Annotated in this window: 19 protein-coding genes and 3 tRNA genes; 12 read left to right on the top strand and 10 right to left on the bottom strand. The window is 65.5% G+C overall.

All coding sequences use genetic code 11. The features are described from left to right. Position 1 precedes the first annotated feature (1 nt). From QUG03_RS11460 to QUG03_RS11440, 5 genes are read left to right on the top strand one after another with little or no spacing between them, the layout of a single operon-like run. On the top strand, positions 2–1,087 hold the full coding sequence (locus tag QUG03_RS11460) for a carbon-phosphorus lyase complex subunit (RefSeq protein ID WP_107799825.1): 1,086 nt from the start codon (positions 2–4) through the stop codon (positions 1,085–1,087). Further along, the gene (locus tag QUG03_RS11455; RefSeq protein WP_500820032.1) at positions 1,084–1,941 is read left to right on the top strand and encodes an alpha-D-ribose 1-methylphosphonate 5-phosphate C-P-lyase PhnJ; all 858 of its coding nucleotides are present in this window, start codon (positions 1,084–1,086) and stop codon (positions 1,939–1,941) included. Before QUG03_RS11460 ends, QUG03_RS11455 begins: the two co-directional genes overlap by 4 nt. Beyond that, positions 1,938–2,711, top strand: coding sequence for a phosphonate C-P lyase system protein PhnK (gene phnK, locus QUG03_RS11450; RefSeq protein WP_500820031.1), 774 nt, complete (start codon positions 1,938–1,940; stop codon positions 2,709–2,711). The genes QUG03_RS11455 and phnK overlap by 4 nt, the downstream gene beginning before the upstream one ends. Positions 2,712–2,715: 4 nt before the next feature. Then, complete coding sequence (gene phnL, locus QUG03_RS11445; RefSeq protein WP_227104137.1) at positions 2,716–3,423, top strand: phosphonate C-P lyase system protein PhnL; 708 nt, start codon at positions 2,716–2,718, stop codon at positions 3,421–3,423. Beyond that, on the top strand, positions 3,420–4,568 hold the full coding sequence (locus tag QUG03_RS11440) for an alpha-D-ribose 1-methylphosphonate 5-triphosphate diphosphatase (RefSeq protein ID WP_227104139.1): 1,149 nt from the start codon (positions 3,420–3,422) through the stop codon (positions 4,566–4,568). Before phnL ends, QUG03_RS11440 begins: the two co-directional genes overlap by 4 nt. Positions 4,569–4,711: 143 nt before the next feature. Here QUG03_RS11440 and QUG03_RS11435 read toward each other — a convergent pair whose 3' ends face one another. Together QUG03_RS11435 and QUG03_RS11430 are read right to left on the bottom strand one after the other, a co-directional pair. Continuing rightward, positions 4,712–4,858, bottom strand: a complete 147-nt coding sequence (locus tag QUG03_RS11435; RefSeq protein ID WP_157222177.1) for a hypothetical protein — start codon at positions 4,856–4,858, stop codon at positions 4,712–4,714. A 45-nt stretch (positions 4,859–4,903) separates the two neighbouring features. Further along, a complete protein-coding gene (locus QUG03_RS11430; RefSeq protein WP_146176662.1) occupies positions 4,904–5,170 on the bottom strand; it encodes a hypothetical protein in 267 nt (88 codons plus the stop codon). 331 nt (positions 5,171–5,501) lie between these two features. On the opposite strand from QUG03_RS11430, the gene QUG03_RS11425 reads away from it, so the two are divergent. From QUG03_RS11425 to QUG03_RS11415, 3 genes are all read left to right on the top strand, one after another. Next, a complete protein-coding gene (locus QUG03_RS11425) occupies positions 5,502–5,726 on the top strand; it encodes a hypothetical protein (RefSeq protein WP_107799831.1) in 225 nt (74 codons plus the stop codon). Between the two features lie 660 nt (positions 5,727–6,386). Then, on the top strand, positions 6,387–7,085 hold the full coding sequence (locus QUG03_RS11420) for a winged helix-turn-helix domain-containing protein (RefSeq protein WP_500820030.1): 699 nt from the start codon (positions 6,387–6,389) through the stop codon (positions 7,083–7,085). Further along, positions 7,061–7,528, top strand: coding sequence for a hypothetical protein (locus QUG03_RS11415; RefSeq protein WP_107799833.1), 468 nt, complete (start codon positions 7,061–7,063; stop codon positions 7,526–7,528). The genes QUG03_RS11420 and QUG03_RS11415 overlap by 25 nt, the downstream gene beginning before the upstream one ends. A 63-nt stretch (positions 7,529–7,591) precedes the next feature. On the opposite strand, the gene QUG03_RS11410 is transcribed toward QUG03_RS11415, so the two are convergent. The 5 genes from QUG03_RS11410 to QUG03_RS11390 form a co-directional block, all read right to left on the bottom strand. Then, on the bottom strand, positions 7,592–9,220 hold the full coding sequence (locus QUG03_RS11410) for a lactate permease LctP family transporter (RefSeq protein ID WP_500820129.1): 1,629 nt from the start codon (positions 9,218–9,220) through the stop codon (positions 7,592–7,594). Between the two features lie 237 nt (positions 9,221–9,457). After that, entirely contained in the window at positions 9,458–12,346 is a 2,889-nt protein-coding gene (locus QUG03_RS11405) for an FAD-binding and (Fe-S)-binding domain-containing protein (RefSeq protein WP_500820029.1), read from the bottom strand. After that, a complete protein-coding gene (locus QUG03_RS11400) occupies positions 12,343–13,806 on the bottom strand; it encodes a LutB/LldF family L-lactate oxidation iron-sulfur protein (protein WP_500820028.1) in 1,464 nt (487 codons plus the stop codon). Before QUG03_RS11400 ends, QUG03_RS11405 begins: the two co-directional genes overlap by 4 nt. Further along, on the bottom strand, positions 13,803–14,510 hold the full coding sequence (locus QUG03_RS11395) for a LutC/YkgG family protein (protein WP_500820027.1): 708 nt from the start codon (positions 14,508–14,510) through the stop codon (positions 13,803–13,805). Before QUG03_RS11395 ends, QUG03_RS11400 begins: the two co-directional genes overlap by 4 nt. Continuing rightward, complete coding sequence (locus tag QUG03_RS11390; RefSeq protein ID WP_107799837.1) at positions 14,507–15,247, bottom strand: (Fe-S)-binding protein; 741 nt, start codon at positions 15,245–15,247, stop codon at positions 14,507–14,509. Before QUG03_RS11390 ends, QUG03_RS11395 begins: the two co-directional genes overlap by 4 nt. 163 nt (positions 15,248–15,410) lie before the next feature. On the opposite strand from QUG03_RS11390, the gene QUG03_RS11385 reads away from it, so the two are divergent. Next, positions 15,411–16,175, top strand: a complete 765-nt coding sequence (locus tag QUG03_RS11385; RefSeq protein WP_235087612.1) for an FCD domain-containing protein — start codon at positions 15,411–15,413, stop codon at positions 16,173–16,175. Positions 16,176–16,346: 171 nt separating this feature from the next. On the opposite strand, the gene QUG03_RS11380 is transcribed toward QUG03_RS11385, so the two are convergent. Beyond that, complete coding sequence (locus tag QUG03_RS11380) at positions 16,347–16,691, bottom strand: H-NS histone family protein (protein ID WP_107799839.1); 345 nt, start codon at positions 16,689–16,691, stop codon at positions 16,347–16,349. A gap of 417 nt (positions 16,692–17,108) precedes the next feature. Between QUG03_RS11380 and QUG03_RS11375 the strand changes: the two genes are divergently transcribed. The 3 genes from QUG03_RS11375 to QUG03_RS11365 all read left to right on the top strand — a co-directional run bounded on the left by QUG03_RS11375 (position 17,109) and on the right by QUG03_RS11365 (position 17,351). Continuing rightward, positions 17,109–17,184 (top strand) — tRNA-Ala (locus tag QUG03_RS11375). 7 nt (positions 17,185–17,191) lie between these two features. Beyond that, positions 17,192–17,267: transfer RNA gene (locus QUG03_RS11370), tRNA-Glu, on the top strand. Positions 17,268–17,275: 8 nt separating this feature from the next. Further along, positions 17,276–17,351 (top strand) — tRNA-Ala (locus QUG03_RS11365). 54 nt (positions 17,352–17,405) lie between these two features. Here the strand turns inward: QUG03_RS11365 and QUG03_RS11360 are convergent. Beyond that, positions 17,406–19,013: a diguanylate cyclase domain-containing protein gene (locus QUG03_RS11360; protein ID WP_500820026.1), complete on the bottom strand. Its 1,608-nt coding sequence runs from the start codon at positions 19,011–19,013 to the stop codon at positions 17,406–17,408. Beyond that, complete coding sequence (locus QUG03_RS11355) at positions 19,010–20,452, bottom strand: sensor histidine kinase (protein ID WP_500820025.1); 1,443 nt, start codon at positions 20,450–20,452, stop codon at positions 19,010–19,012. Before QUG03_RS11355 ends, QUG03_RS11360 begins: the two co-directional genes overlap by 4 nt. Between the last annotated feature and the right edge of the window lie 169 nt (positions 20,453–20,621).

Below are 20,621 nucleotides of genomic sequence, written 5' to 3'. Positions count from 1 at the left end.
GATGTACGTAGCCGTCAAAGGCGGAGAAACCGCCATCGCCCGCTCCTGGGACTTGCTGGCCGCCAAGCGCCGCGGCGACGCGGCGACGCCGGAACTGAGCCTCGCCCAGATCCGCGGCCAATTGCGGCTGGCGCTGGCCAGGACGATGCAGGAAGGTTCGCTGTACGACGAGGAGCTGGCGGCGCTGGCGCTGAAACAGGCGGCCGGCGACTGCGTGGAGGCGGCCTTCCTGCTGCGCGCCTTCCGCACCACCCTGCCGCGCTTCGCCGCCAGCCGGCCGCTGGACACCGCGGCGATGCGGGTGCGCCGACGCGTGTCCGGCACCTTCAAGGACGTGCCCGGCGGCCAGGTGCTGGGCCCCACCGCAGATTACACCCAGCGGCTGCTGGACTTCGGCCTGGCCCAGGCCGGCGAGCCGCCGCTGCCGACGCTGGCGGACGCGCCGCTGCCGGAACGGCTGCCCTGCGTGCTGGACACCCTGGCCCAGGAAGGGCTGATCGAACCGGAAACGCCGCCGCCGGGCGATCCGGAACCGGCCGACCTGACCCGCGAGCCGCTGCTGTTCCCGGCCGGCCGCGCCGCCCGGCTGCAAAACCTGGCGCGCGGCGACGAGGGCTGGCTGCTGGGCCTGGCCTACTCCACCCAGCGCGGCTACGCCGAAAGCCACCCCTTCGCCGGCGAAATCCGCATGGGCGAAGTCAGCGTCGTGGTCTGCCCGGAAGAACTGGGCTTCGACGTCGACATCGGCGAAATCACCCTGACCGAATGCCAGATGATCAACCAGTTCGCCGGCAGCCGCAGCGCGCCGCCGCAGTTCACCCGCGGCTACGGTCTGAGCTTCGGCGAGGCCGAACGCAAGGCGATGGCGATGGCCTTGGTGGACCGCAGCCTGCGCGCCGCCGAGCTGGGCGAAACGGCGCACGCGCCGGCGCAGCAGCCGGAATTCGCGCTGTGCCACAGCGACAACGTCGAAGCCTCCGGCTTCGTCCAGCATCTCAAGCTGCCGCACTACGTCGACTTCCAGGCCGAGCTGTCGCTGATACGCCAGCTGCGCCGCGAACACGCCGCCAAGGAGACACAAGCATGAGCACCGCCGCGCCATGGGCGTACAACTTCGGCTTCCTCGACGAAAACACCAAGCGCATGCTGCGTCGCGCCCTGCTCAAGGCCGTGGCCGTGCCCGGCTATCAAGTGCCCTTCGGCGGCCGCGAAATGCCGCTGCCCTACGGCTGGGGCACCGGCGGCATCCAGGTGACGGCCAGCGTGATCGGCCGCGACGACGTGCTCAAGGTCATAGACCAGGGCGCGGACGACACCACCAACGCGGTCAATATCCGCCGCTTCTTCGCCCGCGTCGCCGGCGTGGCCACCACCACCCGCAGCGCCGAAGCCAGCCTGATCCAGACCCGGCACCGCGTCCCGGAAACCCCGCTGCGCGCCGGCCAGGTGCTGGTGTTTCAGGTGCCGGAGCCGGAGCCTCTGCGCACGCTGGAGACCAGCGAACAGGAAACCCGCAAGCTGCACGCCCACCAGGATTACGGCCTGATGCACGTCAAGCTGTACGAGGACATCGCCCGCTACGGCCACATCGCCGCCAGCTACGACTACCCGGTGCTGGTCAACGGCCGCTACCTGGCTTCGCCCTCGCCCATTCCCAAGTTCGACAATCCCAAGCTGGACATGAACCCGGCGCTGCTGCTGTTCGGCGCCGGCCGCGAAAAACGGCTGTACGCGATCCCGCCCCACACCCGGGTGGAAAGCCTGGCCTTCGACGACCATCCGTTCCAGGTGCAGCGCTGGGAACAGGCCTGCGCGCTGTGCGGCGCCGGCGACAGCTATCTGGACGAAATCATCACCGACGACGCCGGCGCGCGCCAATACGTCTGCTCCGACAGCGACCACTGCCGGCAGCGCCGCGACACACAGGAAAGCCCGCAATGAACCCGCCCCTACTCAGCGTCCGCGGCCTCGGCAAGGACTACGGCAACGGCAACGGCTGCTTCGGCGTCGATTTCGACCTCTACGCCGGCGAAGTGCTGTGCGTGGTCGGCGAATCCGGCTCCGGCAAATCCACGCTGCTGGCCGCGCTGGCCGGCAAGCTGGCCGCCGGCGCCGGCAGCGCGCGCTTTCGCGAACGCGACGGCCGCGAGCACGAACTCACCGCCATCGCCGAATCCGAGCGCCGCCGGCTGGCGCGCAGCGAATGGGGCTTCGTGTCCCAGCACGCCCGCGACGGCCTGCGCATGAACGTCTCCGCCGGCGCCAATATCGGCGAGCGGCTGATGGCGCTGGGCCAGCGCCATTACGGCCGGCTGCGCCAGACCGCCGGCGACTGGCTGGAACGGGTGGAAATCGGCCGCTCGCGGCTGGACGATCCGCCCAGCGCCTTCTCCGGCGGCATGCAGCAGCGGCTGCAGATCGCCCGCAGCCTGGCCACCCATCCGCGGCTGGTCTTCATGGACGAACCCACCGGCGGCCTGGACGTCTCGGTGCAGGCCCGCTTCCTGGACCTGACCCGAAGACTGGTGCGCGACAGCGGCATCGCCGTCATCATGGTCACCCACGACCTGGCCGTGGCCCGTCTGCTGGCGCAACGCACGCTGGTGATGCAAGGCGGCCGCGTGGTGGAAGCCGGCCTCACCGATCAAATCCTGGACGATCCGCAGCATCCGTACACCCAGCTGCTGGTATCCTCCATCCTGCAGGCCTGAAGCCATGAAGCTATTGATAGACGCAAGGCAAGTGAGCAAGACTTTCACCCTGCACCAACAAGGCGGCCTGACGCTGCCGGTGCTCGACGAGGTCTCCCTGCAGGCCGCCGCCGGCGAATGCGTGGCGCTGGCCGGCCCTTCCGGCGCCGGCAAGAGCACGCTGCTCAAGGCGCTGTACGCCAATTACCTGGTGGAGCGCGGCAGCATACGCATCCGCCACCGCGACGCCTGGCTGGACATGGCCGCCGCCTTGCCGCACGAGATCGCAGACGCCCGCCGCCACACCCTGGGCTACGTCAGCCAGTTCCTGCGCGCCATCCCGCGGGTGCCGGCGCTGGACATCGTCGCCGAGCCGCTGCGCGAATGGGGCGTGGACGCCGACGCGGCGCGACGCGAGGCCGGCGCTTTGCTCGCGCGGCTGAACATCCCGGAACGGCTGTGGCGGCTGCCGCCGGCCACTTTTTCCGGCGGCGAACAGCAGCGGGTCAATATCGCGCGCGGCATGATCGCGCCGCGGCCCATCCTGCTGCTGGACGAGCCCACCGCCTCGCTGGACGCCGCCAACCGCGCGGTGGTGATTGAACTGATGCGCGAAGCGCTGGCGCGCGGCGCGGCGCTGGTGGGCATCTTCCACGACGAACCCACCCGCGACGCCGTCGCCGACCGCGTGTTTGAAGTCCCGCTGGCAAACAAATCGGAACACCTAGCATGAAACGGATATTGAACAATGCCCGGCTGATCCTGGCCGACGGCGTCGTCGAACGCGGCGCGCTGGAAATAGACAACGGCGTGATCGCCGCCGTCCATGCCCAAGCGCTGAGCGCCCCCCCGCCCCACAGCGAAGACCTGGACGGCGACGACCTGCTGCCCGGCCTGGTGGAAGTGCACACCGACAATCTGGAAAAACACCTGATGCCGCGCAACGGCGTGCTGTGGCCGACGCTGCCGGCCGTGGTCACCCACGACGCGCAATGCGTGGCCGCCGGCATCACCACCGTGCTGGACGCGCTGTCGGTGGGCGATCTGGAAGGCGACAGCGTGCGGCTGGACACCCTGCAAAGCGCCTTCGAGGCGATAGACGCCGGCATGCGCCGCCGCGTGTTCCGCGCCGAGCACCTGTTCCACCTGCGTTGCGAACTGGCCTATCCCACGCTGCTGGACGCGCTGTCCCCCTTGATCGGCCATCCGGCGGTGCGTCTGGTGTCGCTGATGGACCACACCCCCGGCCAGCGCCAATACCGCGACCTGGCGCAGTACAAAAAGTACTACGCCAAGAAAAACGTCAGCTGGAACGACGACACCTTCCTCGCCGCGGTGGAGCAACGCAAGCTCAAGCAAGACCGCTACGCCGAAAGCCACCGCCAGGCGGTGGTGGAACTGGCGCGCGCGCGCGGCATCGCCCTGGCCAGCCACGACGACACCGAGCTCAGCCATATCGACGAGGCGGTGCGCGACGGCGTGGCCATGTCCGAATTCCCCACCACCCTGACCGCCGCGCGCGCCGCGCGCGAACAGGGGCTGATGACGGTGATGGGCGCGCCCAACATCGTCCGCGGCGGCTCCCACTCCGGCAATGTCGCCGCCCTGGAACTGGCCGGCCACGGCCTGCTGGACATCCTGTCCTCGGACTACGTGCCGGCCAGCCTCTTGCACGCCGCCTACCTGCTGGGCCGCCAGCCGGGCTGGGACCCAAGCCGCGCCGTCGCCACCGTCACGCGCAACCCGGCCCGGGCGGTGGGATTGGCGGACCGCGGCGCCATCGCCGTCGGCCAGCGCGCGGACCTGGTCCAGGCGCGCGAGCGGGACGGCATTCCGCTGGTGCGCCAAGTGTGGAGCGCCGGCCTGCGCGTATTCTGATAAACAGCGTCCACGCCAAAAGGGCCGCGTTATCGCAACGCGGCCCCATTTCATTTCAATCCGACAATCCTCATTTCGCCCGCTCCGGCGGGGCGAGGAGAAGCCCGCGCCTGACTTTGCTGCCACAAACCAGGCGCAGGCGCTCACTCGCGCCGCAAGGGCGCATTCAAAGCCTTCTCCTTGCCAATATGCAAGAGCAGCATCAAAACGCCTATGCCCAGCGCCTTCATCCCGCACCAGAACAAAGCGATGCTAAATACGCGACAACATACAAAACCGATCAGCGACACAATTGATTTCCCAATCCAAAAATAAACGCCACTACTGACCAATAATCAAATGGAAAACGCTTCCGACTTCACCGCCCAGTAAATATCCAAACGCTCCTTGCGCGTCAGATACACCTTGCCGCCCACGCCGCCGCCTTTCAGGGCGACGCTGCATATTCTCAAAGCGCGATAGAGTCCAGGCACCACCGCGCCCATGGCGGAGGTTTTTCTAATCAGGTTTTCGATATAAACCGTCAAACTCTCCAAATCCTGCCGCCAAATCATCTCCCGCTCTTGGGCCAAGCCTTCCAATACTTTTTCATTTCCCGCCATTAACACGGCCACTGCCTCCAAAAAACATCAGCGGCCAGCTTAACCCTGTTGATACTAAATGTCTTTATCCAAACCAGTACAATTTATTATCAGCCATTAGAAATGATTATCGTTTTGGCCGCCGCCCCAGGTCCGATATCGGCCCGAATAGGGCCAACAACGGCCGCAACAATCATTATCATTCCTTACCACCCCTGGCAAAAAGCTTAATTCTCAAGGCTTGCGCCCCCGCTCACCCAAACTGCATGCTATGATCTCCGCTCTGTTCCGTGGGCGCGAAATCCACTTTCGACTGCCTAAATGTATTGAATAACAACACACATCATTCAGCATGCAATATAAAAACAAAGACCACGCCAACGCCGGCAATCCTTTAATGGAGCAACTCGCCAACAGCGCCAAACTCTCCGCACTGATCCTATGTCTGGATCAGGCGCAATTGCTGAGCGAGCAACTGTTAAACGAACTTAACAGCAGAGATAAAAGAATTAATGCGATAGAGCAGGAGCTGCTGCGAGCGCAACAAGAAATCACACAGCTTAAATCCACGCATTAAGCCAAAAGCGCCGCTGGTTTTAACAAGCGGCCGCAGCCATTTGCCAGAGCCGTCAATTCCACTCAGTCCTCAATAGCAAGCGACAGGCCATCTTATTGGCGGCTCCCTTATCCCGGTTTTTCATGCGCGCTTCGCGCCGGACTCGCCTCGGCGGGCGTTTCGGCTCCGTTCCGGCGCCGGCGCGCTGTAATCGCGTCGCTACAATTCCGTAGTCATCGCCGGCCGCTCCGGCCTTTCGCCAAATCCATGGTTTTCGTTGCGGGCCGGTCACGCCGAATACGCCGGACTCCCCGACGCCGCCATCCCGGCGGCAATGCCCTACAGGCCTGAGTTCCAGCGGACTTCGCCGTCCGCTCGCGCATGCGGTCCGCGCGGCGAACGCGGCCATCCTCTTGAAAAGAAGCGGATTCTGTTGGAAAATATTTGACGTCAAATCAAGAGCGCACCCGGCGCTCTTGTCATTTCCGCTTACCTTTCGGCTCCCCCGCAACATCACTTGGCAAGGCCAGCTTGGCAGTTGGGTATTGCTACCTATAATCGATTTAGAGCAAATTACCTATGGGGTAATTTAAAATATCGCCGAACCCGTCCTGGCCGTAATATCAAATGCCGCAAGGCGTTTCCAATACCGGCCGCGGCGTGGGAAGAAAGATTATAAAAATGAGATTCCATATTGAAGACAAAGTCGTCTTCGACCCTGACGAGGGCAGCCTGCTGCCCGGGGATCAAGACAAGATCATCCTGAAATACAATGAAGCGCTGCTGCTCAAGCTCTTGCTCTCCGGACTGTTCGAAAAAAACGAGCTGATTGAAAACGTATGGGGGAAAACCATCGTCACCGACTCCAGCTACCACAAGCTGGTATTCGATCTGCGCGCGCAGCTTGAGAAAAGCGGGCTGGATCCCAAGATCATCAAGACCATTCCGAGGCGCGGCTGCCAATTCGTCGGCGCCTTCGCCACGCTGGAGCCGCGGGAGGACGCCGACGGCGCCCTGCCCGCGCCGGAAAGCCCCCCGCCCGCGGCCGGAGCCGCGCCGGCGCCCAAGCGGCGCATGGCGCGCTGGTGGCTGCCGGTCCGTGTCGATCGCCGCCAGGCGCTGGCCCTGCTGGCCATCACCGCCGCGGGTCTGCTCTTGGGCTGGCACGCCTCTTGGTGGATTCCGCAAATGAACATTCATAAAATGCGCGACGGCGCGCGCAGCCTGTTCGTGGTGGGCAATGTCTACCGCGACGCGCCCAAGCTGCCGGAAAGCGGCGGCGACGCCTTCTACATCAAGAGCGGCAAATGCACGGCGAGTTATCTGTGCGACAAGAAATACGGGAGCGATCTCAATTGCAAAAACAAAATCGTGTTCTGATCGCTCTCGGACTGTTTCTGATCGCGCTCTATCTGGGCTATGCCGGCCACAACTACATCATGGACAGCCGCACCATCTGCACCGCCCGCATCTCCGAACTCAAATTCCCGCGCAATAGCGGCGAGACGGCGATCACCAGCGGCTTCATCGATCTGGACATGAAGAACGAGACCATCCACTTCTTCCTGCATTCGCCCACCGGCGACTACATCAACCGCCTGCTGCAGTTCAACACCAGCTACGGCTGGAACGGCGAGGCCAACGCGGTCACCATCGTCAAAAAGACCAAGTCGCCGTCCGAGTACGGCAGCCTGGCCAGCGAATACCATATCTTCGACATCGGCACCCGCCACCTGATCAATATGGTGCCGGTCACCAACCATGTCACCCAGGTCAATTTCGACTCGATCAGCTTCTTCTGCGAAAACCAGGAAATCCTGTAAGCCCGGCCCGGCGCGTCCACGCCGCCGGGCCTTGAGCCAGGTTCTCAGAACCTGTTCACGATCTCAGAAATACGCCATCGCGTAAGTCATCGCCCCCACCAGGCTGCAAAAGATCAGGCTGTGCTTGAGGGTGAAGCGGAACAGGTCCGCCTCCTTGCCCACCAGGCCCACCGCCGCGCAGGCCACGGCGATGGACTGCGGCGAAATCATCTTGCCGGTCACGCCGCCGGTGGTGTTGGCCGCCACCAGCAGAATGTCCGACACGCCCAACTGATGCGCGGTGGACGCCTGCAAGGCCGAGAACAAGGCGTTGGACGAGGTGTCGGAACCGGTCAGGAACACCCCCAGCCAGCCCAGGAAGGGCGAGAAAAAGGGAAAGGCCTTGCCCGTATTGGCCAGGCACAAGGCCAGCGTGCTGGACATGCCGGAATAATTGGCGACAAAGGCGAAGGCCAGCACCATGCCGATGGACAGGATGGGCCGCTTCAGTTCCAGCAGGGTTTCGCCGAAAGCGGCGGCGGCCTGCGCCGGACGGAAACGCAGCAGCGCGATGGACAGCAAGGCCGCGACGAAAATGGCGGTGCCCACGGCGGACAGCAGGTCCAGCTTGTACAGCGCCTCGTAAGGCTTGTCCGCGGCCACGATGGGCGCGGTCTTGATCACCAGATTGTCCAGATACGGCACATGGAACTTCAGCACCCAGTGCTCCAGCGCGCCGCCCTTGGCGAACAAGGCCTTGAACGGTTTCAGGCTCCACAGCGTCACCAGCGCGGTCAGGATCAGGAACGGCCCCCAGGCGCGGGCGATCCGGCCCAGGCCGAAGCCGGATGGCTGGCGCGGGCTGGGCGCGCGCCGGCCGGCGAAGGTGAAGATCTCGCGCGGCTGCCACACTTTCAGGAACAGCGTCAGACACACCAGGCTGACCAGGGCCGAAGTGATGTCCGGCAGCTCCGGCCCGATGTAGTTGGAGGTGAAATACTGGGTAACGGCGAAGGAGCCGCCGGCCACCAGCACCGCCGGCCAGGTCTGACGCACGCCCTTGAGGCCGTCCATCATCATCACCAGCCAGAACGGCACCAGCACCGACAGAAACGGCAGTTGATGTCCGGCCTTGGCGCCGATGACGAAGGGGTCCAGCCCGGTGACCTGACCGGCGACGATGATGGGGATGCCCATGGCGCCGAAAGCCACCGGCGCGGTATTGGCGATCAGGCACAGGCCGGCCGCGTACAGCGGATTGAAGCCCAGGCCCACCAGCAGCGCGGCGGTGATGGCCACCGGCGCGCCGAAGCCGGCGGCGCCCTCCAGGAAGGCGCCGAAGGAGAAGCCGACCAGCAGCATCTGCAGGCGTTGATCCTCGGTCACCGACAACACCGAGGCGCGGATGATGTCGAACTGTCCGGTCTTGACGGTGATCTTGTACAGAAACACCGCGGCGATGATGATCCAGGCGATGGGCCACAGGCCGTAGGCGAAGCCGAAACCGGCGGCGGCCAGCGCCATGTCCGCCGGCATGCCGTAGAACAGCGTGGCCACCAGCAGCGCCAGCAGCACGGTCAGGCTGCCGGCGACATGGCCCTTGAGCCGGAACACCGCCAGCGCCAGGAAAAAGAAAATAATCGGCAAGGCCGCCATCAGCGCCGACAGCGCCATGCCGCCGGACGGAAAGTAGTTTTGGGTCCAGATCATGATGTCTCCTCTGTAGTCTCTCCTTCTTCTTGCGCGCACAAACATCCGCGCGGCGGCGGGCTAGCCGCGGCCGTGTGGACGGAATGCGTTCAGGGAAGGATGTTTACCGGCGTTTCAACTCGGCGCCGGCCGCCCGGGCGGCGGCGCCAACGATGCGGCCTTCATAGCGGGCCGCTTTTAGAGCCTGTTTACGATCTGCTGCGCGTCAGCGATACGGCGTTGAAAACACCTTCGAAATGCTCATGTACCATCTGTACATTCCGCTTTCTCAGCCGTTTTCGCCTCGTCTCGCCTTAGCTCGCTAGATCGTAAACACGCTCCAGGGGTGGTGCAAAAATCCAGCAGCGCTTCGATGCTGCGGTATTCAAAGCCGGCGTGCTCGCTCAGGCCGATCTGACAAGTGCGGCTCATCGACACGCCGTGGCGGCAGCCCTGGGGCAAGGCCGGCGGCAGCCGTCGCAAGCTGTGCGCGTTCAGTTCCGGCACGGTGAAGCCCTTGTCGCCGGCGAAGCCGCAGCAGGCGATGTCCGGCACCGTCAGCCGCTCGGCGCAGCGGCCGGCCAGCCGCTTGAGCGCGTCCGCCGCGCCCATCTCGGCGGCGCTGCAAGGGATGTGCAGCGCCAGTTGCGCCAGCTTGCGCGTCACCGCCAGCCGCGGCGCGACGAAGGCGTCCAGGAAGCGGGCCGCGTCGAACAGACGCAAGCGCGCGTCCAGCCGGCCTTGGCGCTGGGCGGACAGAATGCGCGCCGCGCACGGCCCGTTGTCCAGGTAAACCGGATGGCGACCGTCTTCGCTAGCGGCCAGCAAGGCCAGGTTCAGCGCGTTCTGACTGATGTCCAGCGCCTCCGCGGCATTGGCCGAGGCGAAGGGCTGGCCGCAGCACAGGCCATCCTGGCCGGACGGATAGCGAGGGCTGAAACCGGCGCGACGCAGCAAGGCCAGCGTGGGCGCGGCGGCGTTGCCGCCGGCGGCGTCCGCGGCCAGCGCGCGGTTGACGCAGCTGAGGAAGAGCACCACCGGCTCGCCGTCGCCGCCGGCGGCGGGCAGACGGCCGGCCGGCCGCGGCAGATGCGCGGGCAGCAAGGGAATCACCTTGTGGCGGCGGCGCAGCCGCAAGCTGATGCGGTGTAGCCGCTCCGGCCCGAATAGATGCGCCAGCGCCAGGCCGGCGCGGACGGCGGACGCGGCGGCGCCGATATGGCGGGCGGCGAAGCGCGCGGCGCGCGGCCGCGGCGACGGGCCTTGCAAGCGCTTCATCAGATCGCCGGTATTGATGCCCACCGGACAGCGCGTCGCGCACATGCCGGTGGCGGCGCAGGTGTCGATGGCGCGGTAGCGGAAATCGGCGCGCAGCGCGGCCAGCTCTTCCGCCGCGCCGCCGTCGCGGCTCAGTTGCTGGATGCGGCGCCAGGCGACGATGCGCTGGCGCGGGCTCAGCGTCAGCCCGTGCGACGGACAGGCCGCCTCGCAAAAGCCGCATTCGATGCAGCGGTCGACGATGGGATCGGCCGCCGGCAAGGGCTTGAGGTTTTCCAGGTGCAGCCGCTCGTTGTCGGTGATGATCACGCCGGGATTGAGCAGGCCGTCCGGGTCGAACAAGGCCTTGATGCGGCGCATGATGTTCCAGGCGGCGTCGCCCCACTCCTGGCGCACAAAGGGCGCGACATTGCGGCCGGTGCCGTGCTCGGCCTTCAGCGAGCCGTCGTATTCGCCGGCCACCAGCGCGCTGACGTCCTGCATGAAGGCGTCGTAACGCGCCACCTCGCGCTCGCTGTCGAAGCTGGGCGCGAACACGAAATGCAGATTGCCGTCCAAGGCATGGCCGAACAACAAGGCCTCGTCATAGCCGTGGCGGTCGAACAAGGCCGTCAGCCTGGCCACGCCGTCGGCCAGCTGCGGAATCGGAAACGCCACGTCCTCGATCACCACGGTGCTGCCCAGCGGCCGTACCGCGCCCACCGCCGGAAACAAGCCCTTGCGCAAGGCCCAATAGCTGTCGCAGACCGCGGCCTCGCGGCTGAAGCCGCTGGACAGACGCGGCGCGAAACCGGCCAGCAGCTGGTCTATCGCCGCGCAATGGCGCTCCAGCTCCGCCTCGGAACCGGCGCGCGCCTCGATCAGCAAACAGGCCTCCTCCGGACCGAACGGCCGCGCCAGGAAATCCGGCAGCCCCGGCTTGCCGTGCAAGGCGCGCAGGCTGCGGCTGTCTATCAGCTCCACCGCCGCCACGCCGTGGGCGTTTGCGGCCGCGCTCAGCGCCGACACCGCGCGGCAGCACGGCTCCAGCGCGTCGAACAGCAGCAAGGCCGAGGCCTTGTGCGGATGCTCGACCACGCTGTGGAAGGTGATCTCGCTGATGAAGCCCAGCGTGCCCTCGGAGCCGATCAACACATGGCTGAGCATGTCCACCGGGTCGTCGAAATCCAGCAAGGCGTTGATGCCGTAGCCCGTGGTGTTCTTCAGCCGGTATTTGCGGCGCACCCGCTCGGCCAGCGCCGCGTCGGCGCGCAATTCGGCCGCCAGGCCGGACAAGCCGGCCAGCAGCGCGGCGTGGGACTGGCGGAAAGCCGCCACGCTGGCGGCGTCGCCGGTGTCCAGCGCGGCGCCGTCCAGCAGCAGCAGGCGCATCGCCGCCAGCGTGTGATAGCTGTTGTCGCGGGTGCCGCAGCACATGCCGCTGGAGTTGTTGGCGGCGATGCCGCCGATCTTGGCGCTATTGATCGACGCCGGGTCCGGGCCGATCTTGCGGCCGTAAGGCGCCAGCAGGGCGTTAGCGTGGCTGCCTATCATCGCCGGCCCCAGCCGGACGCGCGCGCCGTCGTCCAAGACCTGGCCATGGTTGAAGCCATCGCCCAGCAAGACCAGCACCGAATCGCTGACCGCCTGGCCGGACAAGCTGGTGCCGGCGGCGCGGAAGGTCAGCGCCACCCGGTGGCGGCGCGCCAGCGCCAGGATGGCCGCCACTTCCGCCTCGCTGTCGACGCGGGCGACGATTTGCGGCCGCAGCCGGTAGAAGCTGGCGTCGGTGCCGTAAGCCAATGTGGACAGCGGGTCGGTGTAAATGCGCGCCGCCGGCATCGCCGTCAGCAAATCGCTATGGAAAGCCTGATGCGCCGGGCTCATGCTCATGGCCGCTCCCCGGCGGCGCGGCGCGCTTCGCGTTCGCGCACCAGTTCGTGCAGGGTCTTGGGCGCCGGCGTCAGCGGCGCGTGGTTCTGGGTCCAGCCCAACTGGCCGCCAAGCGCGAGCTTGCGCAGCCGGGTGGCGCCCCAGCCAAACCAGCGGTACAGCCGCGGCGAGGCGTGGACCTGGCGCCAGCCCTTCCAGGCCAGCCGCTCCGCCGCGCTCGCCGCCGCGCCCTGGCCGCGCAGCGGATGGCTGACCGCCTCCCCGGCCGGACGCTGGCTTTCCTCGCGCAGCCGCATCAGCATCTCGGGGATGGGGATCTTCACCGGGCAGACCTCGCCGCAAGCGCCGCACAGGCTGGAGGCGGTGGGCAGATCGCGGGTGTTTTCCAGGCCCAGCAGATGCGGCGAGATGATCTCGCCTATCGGCCCCGGATAGGTGGTGCCGTAAGCGTGGCCGCCGATGCGGGCGTAGACCGGGCAATGGTTCATGCAGGCGCCGCAGCGTATGCATTGCAGGGTCTTGCGCAATTGCGCGTCGGCGTAGGCCTGGCTGCGGCCGTTGTCCAGCAGCACCAGGTGCACCTCGCGCGGGCCGTCTTTTTCGCCGGCGCGGCGCGGGCCGCTGATCATATTGAAATAAGTGGTGATGGGCTGGCCGATGGCGGAGCGGGTCAGCAGGCTGTACAAGGGCGGCACGTCGGCCAGCTTCTCCACCACTTTCTCTATGCCGGTGATGGCGATGTGCAGGTCCGGCACCGTGGTGCACATGCGGCCGTTGCCTTCGTTCTCCACCAGGCACAGCGTGCCGGTTTCCGCCACCGCGAAGTTGACGCCGGACAGGCCGACGTCGGCGTCCAGATAGAGCCGGCGCAGCGCGCCGCGGCCTATCTGTATCAACTCGTCCACGTCCTCGGTGTAGGGCGTGCCCGGCAGCTTGTCGTGGAACAGCCGCGCGATGTCGGCCTTGGTCTTGTGTATCGCCGGCATGATGATGTGGGTGGGCTTTTCGCCGGCCAGCTGCACGATGTACTCGCCCATATCGCTTTCCACCGCGGCGACGCCGCGCGCTTCCAGATAATGGTTGAGTTCGATTTCCTCGCTGACCATGGACTTGCCCTTGACCATCAGCCGGCCGGCGCGCGCCGTCACCAGACCGTGGATGATGCGATTGGCCTCGTCCGCGGTCTCGGCCCAATGCACTTGCACGCCGTTGGCGCTCAGCCGCGCCTCCAACTGCTCCAGCAAGTCCGGCAGCCGCGACAGGCAACGCTGGCGGATGGCTTCTCCCAGCGCGCGCAAGGCGTCCAGTTCCGCCGGATCGTCGAAGGCCGACAAACGCTTGGCCATCAGGAAGTCCATTGCCCCGCGCAGGCTGTGGCGCAGTTCGCCGTCGGCCAATGCCGCGCGCGCTTGCTGCTTGAATTGGCGCGAGGGATAAAGCTCGATCTTGTGCTCGCTCATGGTCGGGCCTCCTCCGCCTGCTCCAGCTGCGCCGGATTGATGTGCTCGGGCAGCTGCGCCAGCACCAGCAGTTCGCGCGGGCCGTGCGCGCCGTAGGCCAGCGTCAGCTGGATGTCGGCGGTCTTGGACGGGCCGGAAATCAGCAAGGCGTTGGTAGGCATGCCGTCCTGCCAGTTTTCGCAACGCATCGCGCTGTAGAAGTCCGGATAGAGCGTGGCGGTGTCGAACAGGACGATGTGCAGCGGCGGCACCAGGCTCATGGTGCGCGGCTCCTGCGCGTCCGGCCACAGCACCAGGGTGCCGGTGGCGGCGATGCCGCAGCGCGCCGCGGTGAACGCCGCCTCGATCTCGAACAGCTCGGCCTTCCAGTCGTCGACGGCGCGGTCGAAGAAACGCAGCGCCGGCGGCGTCGGCAAGCCTTGCAGCACCGCCTCGGCGCGGCGGCCGTGCGCGGTGTCGGACAGCAGCAAGGAAGCCGGCCGCCGCTGCGCGATCCACACCGCCAGCCGCGTGTGCCAGTCGTCGGCGCGCACCCATAGCACCTCGGTCTTCACCGCCCGCATCGCCCGCGCCCAACCGCGCAAGGCGTCCAGGCTGTGCTGTGGCGGCGTAAAACGCCGGAAATGCGCGTCCAGCTCCGGCCGCGGCAGCTCCTCGCGCGGCGCGGCGCGCAGCTTGGCCAGAATGGCGTCGCGGGCGCTCATGCCTTGCCTCCCACGCGCTCCAGCAGAAAGCTGGCCAGATGCCGGCCCCGAAACGCCCCGCCCTCCTTGGCCAGCTTACCGTTGATATTGAGCAGACAGCCGCCGTCCGCGGTGATGAACTCCACCGCGCCGCTGTCCCGCAGCGCGGCGGCCTTGTCCGTCACCATCGCCCCGGCGATGTCAGGATGCTTGATCGAAAAAGTGCCGCCGAAACCGCAGCACTCGGATTCATGGTCGTGCACCACCCGTTCCACATTGGCCAGCCGCTCCAGCAAGGCCCAAGAGGACAGATGCACATTCATTTCGCGGCGGGCGGAACAGGAGGTGTGCACCGCCACCTTCACCTTGGGGCCCTGATCTTGCGGCCGCCAGTCCAGATGGTTGAGCAGAAAATCGCTGAACTCCACCACCCGCGCGGCCGCCGCGCAGGCGCGCGCCTCGTCCGGCTGGCCGGCGAACAGCTTGGGCCAATGGTGCTTGATCATGCCGCCGCAGGAACCGGACGGCACCACGATGGGCCAATCCTCGGCAAAACAGTCCAGCTGCGCCCGCGCCACCGCCAGCGCTTCCGCCGGATGGCCGCTGGTATAGGCCGGCTGGCCGCAGCAGCTCTGTTGCTGCGGAAAGTGCACTCGCAAGCCCAGGCCTTCCAGCAAGGCGATGGCATCCACGCCGGCCTGCGGCAAAAACAGGTCCAGCAGACAGGTGCCGAACAGATACACGTTGGCAGGCTTCATCCGGTTTCCTTTGTAAATTGGTAAGACCAATTATTTTTATTAAAACAACTCTAGAGTGATTACTTGAGTCCGTCAATATGACGACGCGGATTCCCGCACCGGCTGTGGTAAGCTGCACTCACTCTGGTCTGACCAATTTTTCCGAACCGACAAGCCCGGCGCCATGGCCTACCCCAAACTGAACATCCCCAAACTCTCCGACGTCATCGTCGAACAACTGGAAAAGCGCATTCTGGACGGCGTGCTCAAACCGGGAGACCGCCTGCCGCCGGAACGGCAGCTGGCCGAGGAGTTCGGCGTGTCCCGGCCCTCGCTGCGCGAGGCGATCCAGCAACTGGCGTCGCGCGGCCTGCTCAGCAGCCGCCAGGGCGGCGGCACCTGGGTGACGGACCGGCTGGAAACCGCGTTTTCCGACCCCTGGGAAAAGCTGCTGAACCAGCATCAGGACTTGCACGGTGACTTATTGGAATTCAGGCGGGTGCTGGAAGGCGCGGCGGCGCGCAGCGCGGCCAACCGCGCCACGCCGGCCGATCTACAGCGTCTGGAACATTGCGTGAACCAATTGCAGAACGCCTACGATGGCGGAGATCTGGCCCAACAGGCGCAGGCCGACGTGCGCTTTCACCAGGCGGTGGCCGAGGCCTCGCACAATGTCTTGTTCGCCCATCTGAGCGGCAGCCTGCTGGCCATGCTGCATCGGCACGTCAAGGACAATATCGCCGATTTGTTCGCGGTGGGAGAAGTGGCGGACGCGCTGCGCGCGCAGCATCTGGCCATCTGGGAAGCTATCCGCGACAAGCAGCCGGACGCCGCGCAGCAAGCGGTGGAACAACATCTGGACTTTGTCGCCACCACGCTGCAAAGCAGGCAGCGACAAGCGGAGCGCGATGCGCGAGCGCGCATGCGCCTGGAACATCAGGACCCTTGAAACGCGCCTGAGCCGGCCGCCGCGGCGCCAGCATCCATTCAAGGTCTCGCGGGCCTGCGCGAGACAAAGTGAAAACAGCGGAAGAAGCGGAACGCGCTCGCGGCGCATGAGCATTTCGAAGCGGTGCTCGCCATGCCAGGCTTCACAAGGCGCGGCAGATGGTGAATGCTTCTAGACCTGCCCCAATCTTTTCTGACTCTTGATCACAAAGCGCTCGCGGTCCTCTCCCCTGGCCTCCGCCTCCACCAGCCACACCGGCGGCCTGCCGCGGCCGGACCAGGTCTGGTGCGGCATCGCCGGGTTCTGATATTTGGGCGTCACGCCGTTTTTGGCGTAGAGCTTGGGCAGAATCAGGCCGTAAGCCATGGCCAGCCGCTCAATTTCTTCTATCCCTTTCTGCTGACGCAACTGAACGCGGTCCGTCAGGGTGTTCAGCAGGAAAACCGCGGCTTCTTTCAAAGCCTGGTCCGAGGAGGAGTCCAGCAAGTCCTCGTTGATCAACTGTTTTTTATTCATGCACACCTCCTAAGCTTTGCCGGACTGTCGCGTCCCTTCCCACCCCGGCCAATCCGCGCCCGGCATTCTCATGTCTATGCCATCCATCGTTAGCCGTCGATTTGAGCCAGGCTTTAACCTTGTCCGGCATTAACTCTTTGCGCTAATGCCGGACGTGAATTGTTTTTCCGCGGATATTCTATCCCCGCCACCCCAATGGCTTGGAATAGGAATAAACTGATTTTTCCCAGAAAATCACGGCTTTGCGTCCAGCGGCGTCAAAAGTCGCCGCCGCCGCCCCTTAAACCCTCTTTCTCACCCGGCGTCCGCCAAGGGAAATATTTTGAGAAAAGCCTTGCGCGGCCTGAAAAGCCTAGGTATAGTTCGCTTCCTGTCGAGACCGACCGGGCGAAAGCCGGGAAGGACGAAACACTCCGTGGGGGTATAGCTCAGCTGGGAGAGCGCTTGCATGGCATGCAAGAGGTCAGCGGTTCGATCCCGCTTATCTCCACCACAATTCAGTCCCCATCGTCTAGAGGCCTAGGACATCGCCCTTTCACGGCGGTAACCGGGGTTCGAATCCCCGTGGGGACGCCAGCAATACCGGGGGTATAGCTCAGCTGGGAGAGCGCTTGCATGGCATGCAAGAGGTCAGCGGTTCGATCCCGCTTATCTCCACCAAATATAAAAGCCGAAATCTCGCGATTTCGGCTTTTATTCTTTCCCGCGCGGATTTTATTCCGCCGCCATCCTGAATTCGTTCTTACCCGCCCTCTTGGCCTGGTACATCGCCCGGTCGGCCGCATGCAGCAAACCACCCAGATCGCCGCCGTTTTCCGGAAAGAACGCCACCCCTATGCTGGCCGACACCGCGCACTCGTCGTCACCCAAAGCCACCGGCTGCGCCAACACCGTCAAAAGCCGACCCACCATCACGCTGCAGGACTCTCCGCGATCCAAGCCCGGCGCCACCACCAGAAATTCGTCCCCGCCCAGGCGCACCACCAAATCCTCGCCGCGCACATGCTGACGCAGACGCTCGGCCATCGCCACCAGCAGCGCGTCGCCCGCCTCGTGCCCCCAGCCGTCGTTCACCGCCTTGAAGCCGTCCAGATCGATGAACAAGAGCGCGATGCGCTCATTGCGGCGCTTGGCCCTGGCAATCTCCTTATCCAGTTCCACCTGCAGAAAATGGCGATTGCCCAAGCCGGTCAGTTGATCATGGTAGGCCAGGAAATGAATATGCGCTTCCGCCGCGCGTATCGCCGAAATATCGGAGATGGCCAGCACGTAATGACTGACCGCCCCCCCCCCGTCCCGCACCACCGACGCATGCTGCCAGCAAGGAAAGGTTTCACCCCGGCGGCGACACACCACCTCGCCCTGCCAAAAATGCCGCTCTCCCTCCAGCCGGCGGTAAAAACTCTCGCCATGCGGCTCCACGTGCAGGCAATCGTCCGGATCGCTGCCCAACGATTCTTCCGCGCTCAAGCCCGTCAATCGGTAAAAGGACTCGTTCGCCGACACGATGCAACGCCGATGATCCAATACCAGAATCCCCTCCGCGCTAGCCTGAAACACCACGCTGGCTTGCCGCAGGCTGGCCTCGCTCAAATGCGCGTCGGTCACGTCTCGCGCCACCCCCACCCAACGCGCCGGCTCGCCCTGCGCGGCGAAATTGCGCCCGCACAGCTCAAGCCAGCGCTCCGCGCCCTCCGCGTCCAGCTTCACTGTTTTCTGCAAGACCCGCTCGGACTCCAAGATCCGCGTCAACTCGGCGGCGTCGGCCTCGGCCATGCCGAGCAAACCGGGCAACCCGTCCTCGGCGACGGCGCACGGGAACGCGTCCAGAAATTCCTGCTCCCACGCCATCTCGCCGCGCCGGCCGCCCCATTCCCACACCCCCAGCCGGGCCGCCTCCACCGCCATGCGCAAGCGACGGCGCTGACGCTGCTCCTCCACCTCCGCCCTGCGCCGCGCCAGCCCCATGCGCACCGAGGCGTTCAGCTCCCGCAACTGATACGGCTTGAGCAGATAGCCGTAGGGCGCGCTGCCTTCCGCGTTGCGCAGCATATCGTCCTCGGCGTAGGCGGTCAGAAAGATGGACGGGATCTGGAAACGCTCGCGTATCACGCGCGCCGCCTCGGTGCCCGGCACGTCGCCGTCCAGATGAATATCCATCAACACCAGATCCGGCCGATCCGCCCCCGCCCGCCGCACCGCGTCGTCCGCATTGGCGCAGACGCCGAGAACCCGGTAGCCCAAAGACTCCAGACTGGTCTGCAAGTCCAGCGCCACCACCCCTTCGTCTTCCACGATCAACAAACCGTTGTCCATATTCATTCCGCGCTCTCCGGCTCATCGCTGAACGCGATCTCCACGCAGGCCCCGCCCGCCTCAGGCCGCAGCAAGCGAGCCTCCCCCTTCAACTGACCCACCAGGGTGGGAATCAGGCGAAACCCCAAGGAACTGACCTCGCCCAGCTTCACCGACTCCGGAATGCCGACGCCGTCGTCCGACACCAGAATCCGGCAACGCCCGCCGTCCTCCCGCTCCAGCGCCACCTCCACCGTGCCGCGCCGATCGGGAAACGCATGCTTGAGCGCATTGGTCACCAACTCGTTCACCAGCAAGCCGCAGGGAATCGCCCGCTGCATGCCCAGATACACCGCGGCGCCCATGCCGCGGCAGCGCAAGCGCACCCCGACGTCCGACACGCTGCCGCTGAGCAACTGAGTCAGCCGCTCCAGGTAAACCCCCACGTGAATCCGGGAAAAGTCGCCGTGCTCGTACAAGAGCTGATGGATCAGCGCCATCGCGCGCACATGATTCTGACACTCGGTCAGCACCGCCACCGCCTCCGGCGGCGCCGAGCGCGTTTGCAGATTGAGCAGACTGGAAATGACTTGCAGATTGTTTTTGACCCGGTGGTGCACCTCGTTGAGCAAGGCGGTCTTTTCCTTCAAGGCCAGCTCCAGACTGGCCTGCGCCGCCTTGCGCGCGCTGATGTCGGTAATGGTGGCCAGCACTTGCAACTCCCCGCCGTCGCGCACCGGCGTCAGGCCGATTTCGGCCGGGAACTCGCCGCCGTCGCGCCGCACCCCGAAGATTTCCTGCTGGCGCGCCATCTCCCGCGCCTCCGGGCGGCGCATATAATTTTCGATCAGCCGCCCATGGCCGTCGCGGAAGCGCTCCGGCACCAGGCCGGAAATCATCAGACCCTCCATGCCGACGCCCAGATAATCGAACATCACCTCCGCCCGATGATTCGCCATCCGGATGCGCCCGCTCTGGTCTATCATCACCAAGCCGTCCAGCGCGGAATCCACCACCATGCGCAAGCGGGCCTCGCCCTCGCCGCGCAGACGCTCGGCCCGCCGCTCCGCCGCCACGTCCCTGACCACCGCCAACACCCCCGCCACCTCGTCCGCCGAGGCGCAATACGGCAGATAGCTGATCTGCCACTCCCTGAGCGCGCCCTTGTCGCCGGCGCCCACCCTGGAATTGACGCAAACATCCAGCACCGGCTCGCCGCTCTCCATCACCTGCCGCATCAGCGATTCCAGATATTCGCCGATCTGCGGCAGCGTTTCCGCCACGCCGCGCCCCAGATGGGCCGAATGCGGCAGGCCGTTGGCCTCCGCCAGACGTTGGTTGAGCAATCGATAACGCATCTGGCCGTCAATCAGCGCCAGTCCCACCGGAACCGCCTCCAGCACATCGGACAACACCTGTTCGGCGCAATCCAAGGCGCTGCTTTCGCCCTTCAGGGATCCAGCCACCCGGCCTCCTCACGCCGCCCCCAGCTCACCGCGCTGCGCAGCCGGAAACGGCCGCGCTCAAGCGCGCGCAAACGAGGCGGTCAAGTTGTCACCAGCTTGTGTTATATGACGTATGGAATGGGAAGCAAACTGTTAAAATTGCTTAGCGCAATCAATTGGGACAGGCGCG

The organism is Chromobacterium sp. CCUG 30098 (assembly GCF_059916605.1).
The sequence above is the reverse complement of the archived record's forward strand: the minus strand, read 5'-3'. Positions and strand labels throughout refer to the sequence as shown.

What these genes read in the sequence shown, in the direction of transcription:
- QUG03_RS11430 (WP_146176662.1), bottom strand. Translation starts at nt 5,170, where the DNA reads ATGGCGGGAAATGAAAAAGTATTGGAAGGCTTGGCCCAAGAGCGGGAG.
- QUG03_RS11395 (WP_500820027.1), bottom strand. Translation starts at nt 14,510, where the DNA reads ATGAGCGCCCGCGACGCCATTCTGGCCAAGCTGCGCGCCGCGCCGCGC.
- phnL (WP_227104137.1), top strand. Translation starts at nt 2,716, where the DNA reads ATGAAGCTATTGATAGACGCAAGGCAAGTGAGCAAGACTTTCACCCTG.
- QUG03_RS11420 (WP_500820030.1), top strand. Translation starts at nt 6,387, where the DNA reads ATGAGATTCCATATTGAAGACAAAGTCGTCTTCGACCCTGACGAGGGC.
- QUG03_RS11400 (WP_500820028.1), bottom strand. Translation starts at nt 13,806, where the DNA reads ATGAGCGAGCACAAGATCGAGCTTTATCCCTCGCGCCAATTCAAGCAG.
- QUG03_RS11405 (WP_500820029.1), bottom strand. Translation starts at nt 12,346, where the DNA reads ATGAGCATGAGCCCGGCGCATCAGGCTTTCCATAGCGATTTGCTGACG.
- phnK (WP_500820031.1), top strand. Translation starts at nt 1,938, where the DNA reads ATGAACCCGCCCCTACTCAGCGTCCGCGGCCTCGGCAAGGACTACGGC.
- QUG03_RS11390 (WP_107799837.1), bottom strand. Translation starts at nt 15,247, where the DNA reads ATGAAGCCTGCCAACGTGTATCTGTTCGGCACCTGTCTGCTGGACCTG.
- QUG03_RS11385 (WP_235087612.1), top strand. Translation starts at nt 15,411, where the DNA reads ATGGCCTACCCCAAACTGAACATCCCCAAACTCTCCGACGTCATCGTC.
- QUG03_RS11380 (WP_107799839.1), bottom strand. Translation starts at nt 16,691, where the DNA reads ATGAATAAAAAACAGTTGATCAACGAGGACTTGCTGGACTCCTCCTCG.
- QUG03_RS11460 (WP_107799825.1), top strand. Translation starts at nt 2, where the DNA reads ATGTACGTAGCCGTCAAAGGCGGAGAAACCGCCATCGCCCGCTCCTGG.
- QUG03_RS11360 (WP_500820026.1), bottom strand. Translation starts at nt 19,013, where the DNA reads ATGAATATGGACAACGGTTTGTTGATCGTGGAAGACGAAGGGGTGGTG.
- QUG03_RS11425 (WP_107799831.1), top strand. Translation starts at nt 5,502, where the DNA reads ATGCAATATAAAAACAAAGACCACGCCAACGCCGGCAATCCTTTAATG.
- QUG03_RS11440 (WP_227104139.1), top strand. Translation starts at nt 3,420, where the DNA reads ATGAAACGGATATTGAACAATGCCCGGCTGATCCTGGCCGACGGCGTC.
- QUG03_RS11455 (WP_500820032.1), top strand. Translation starts at nt 1,084, where the DNA reads ATGAGCACCGCCGCGCCATGGGCGTACAACTTCGGCTTCCTCGACGAA.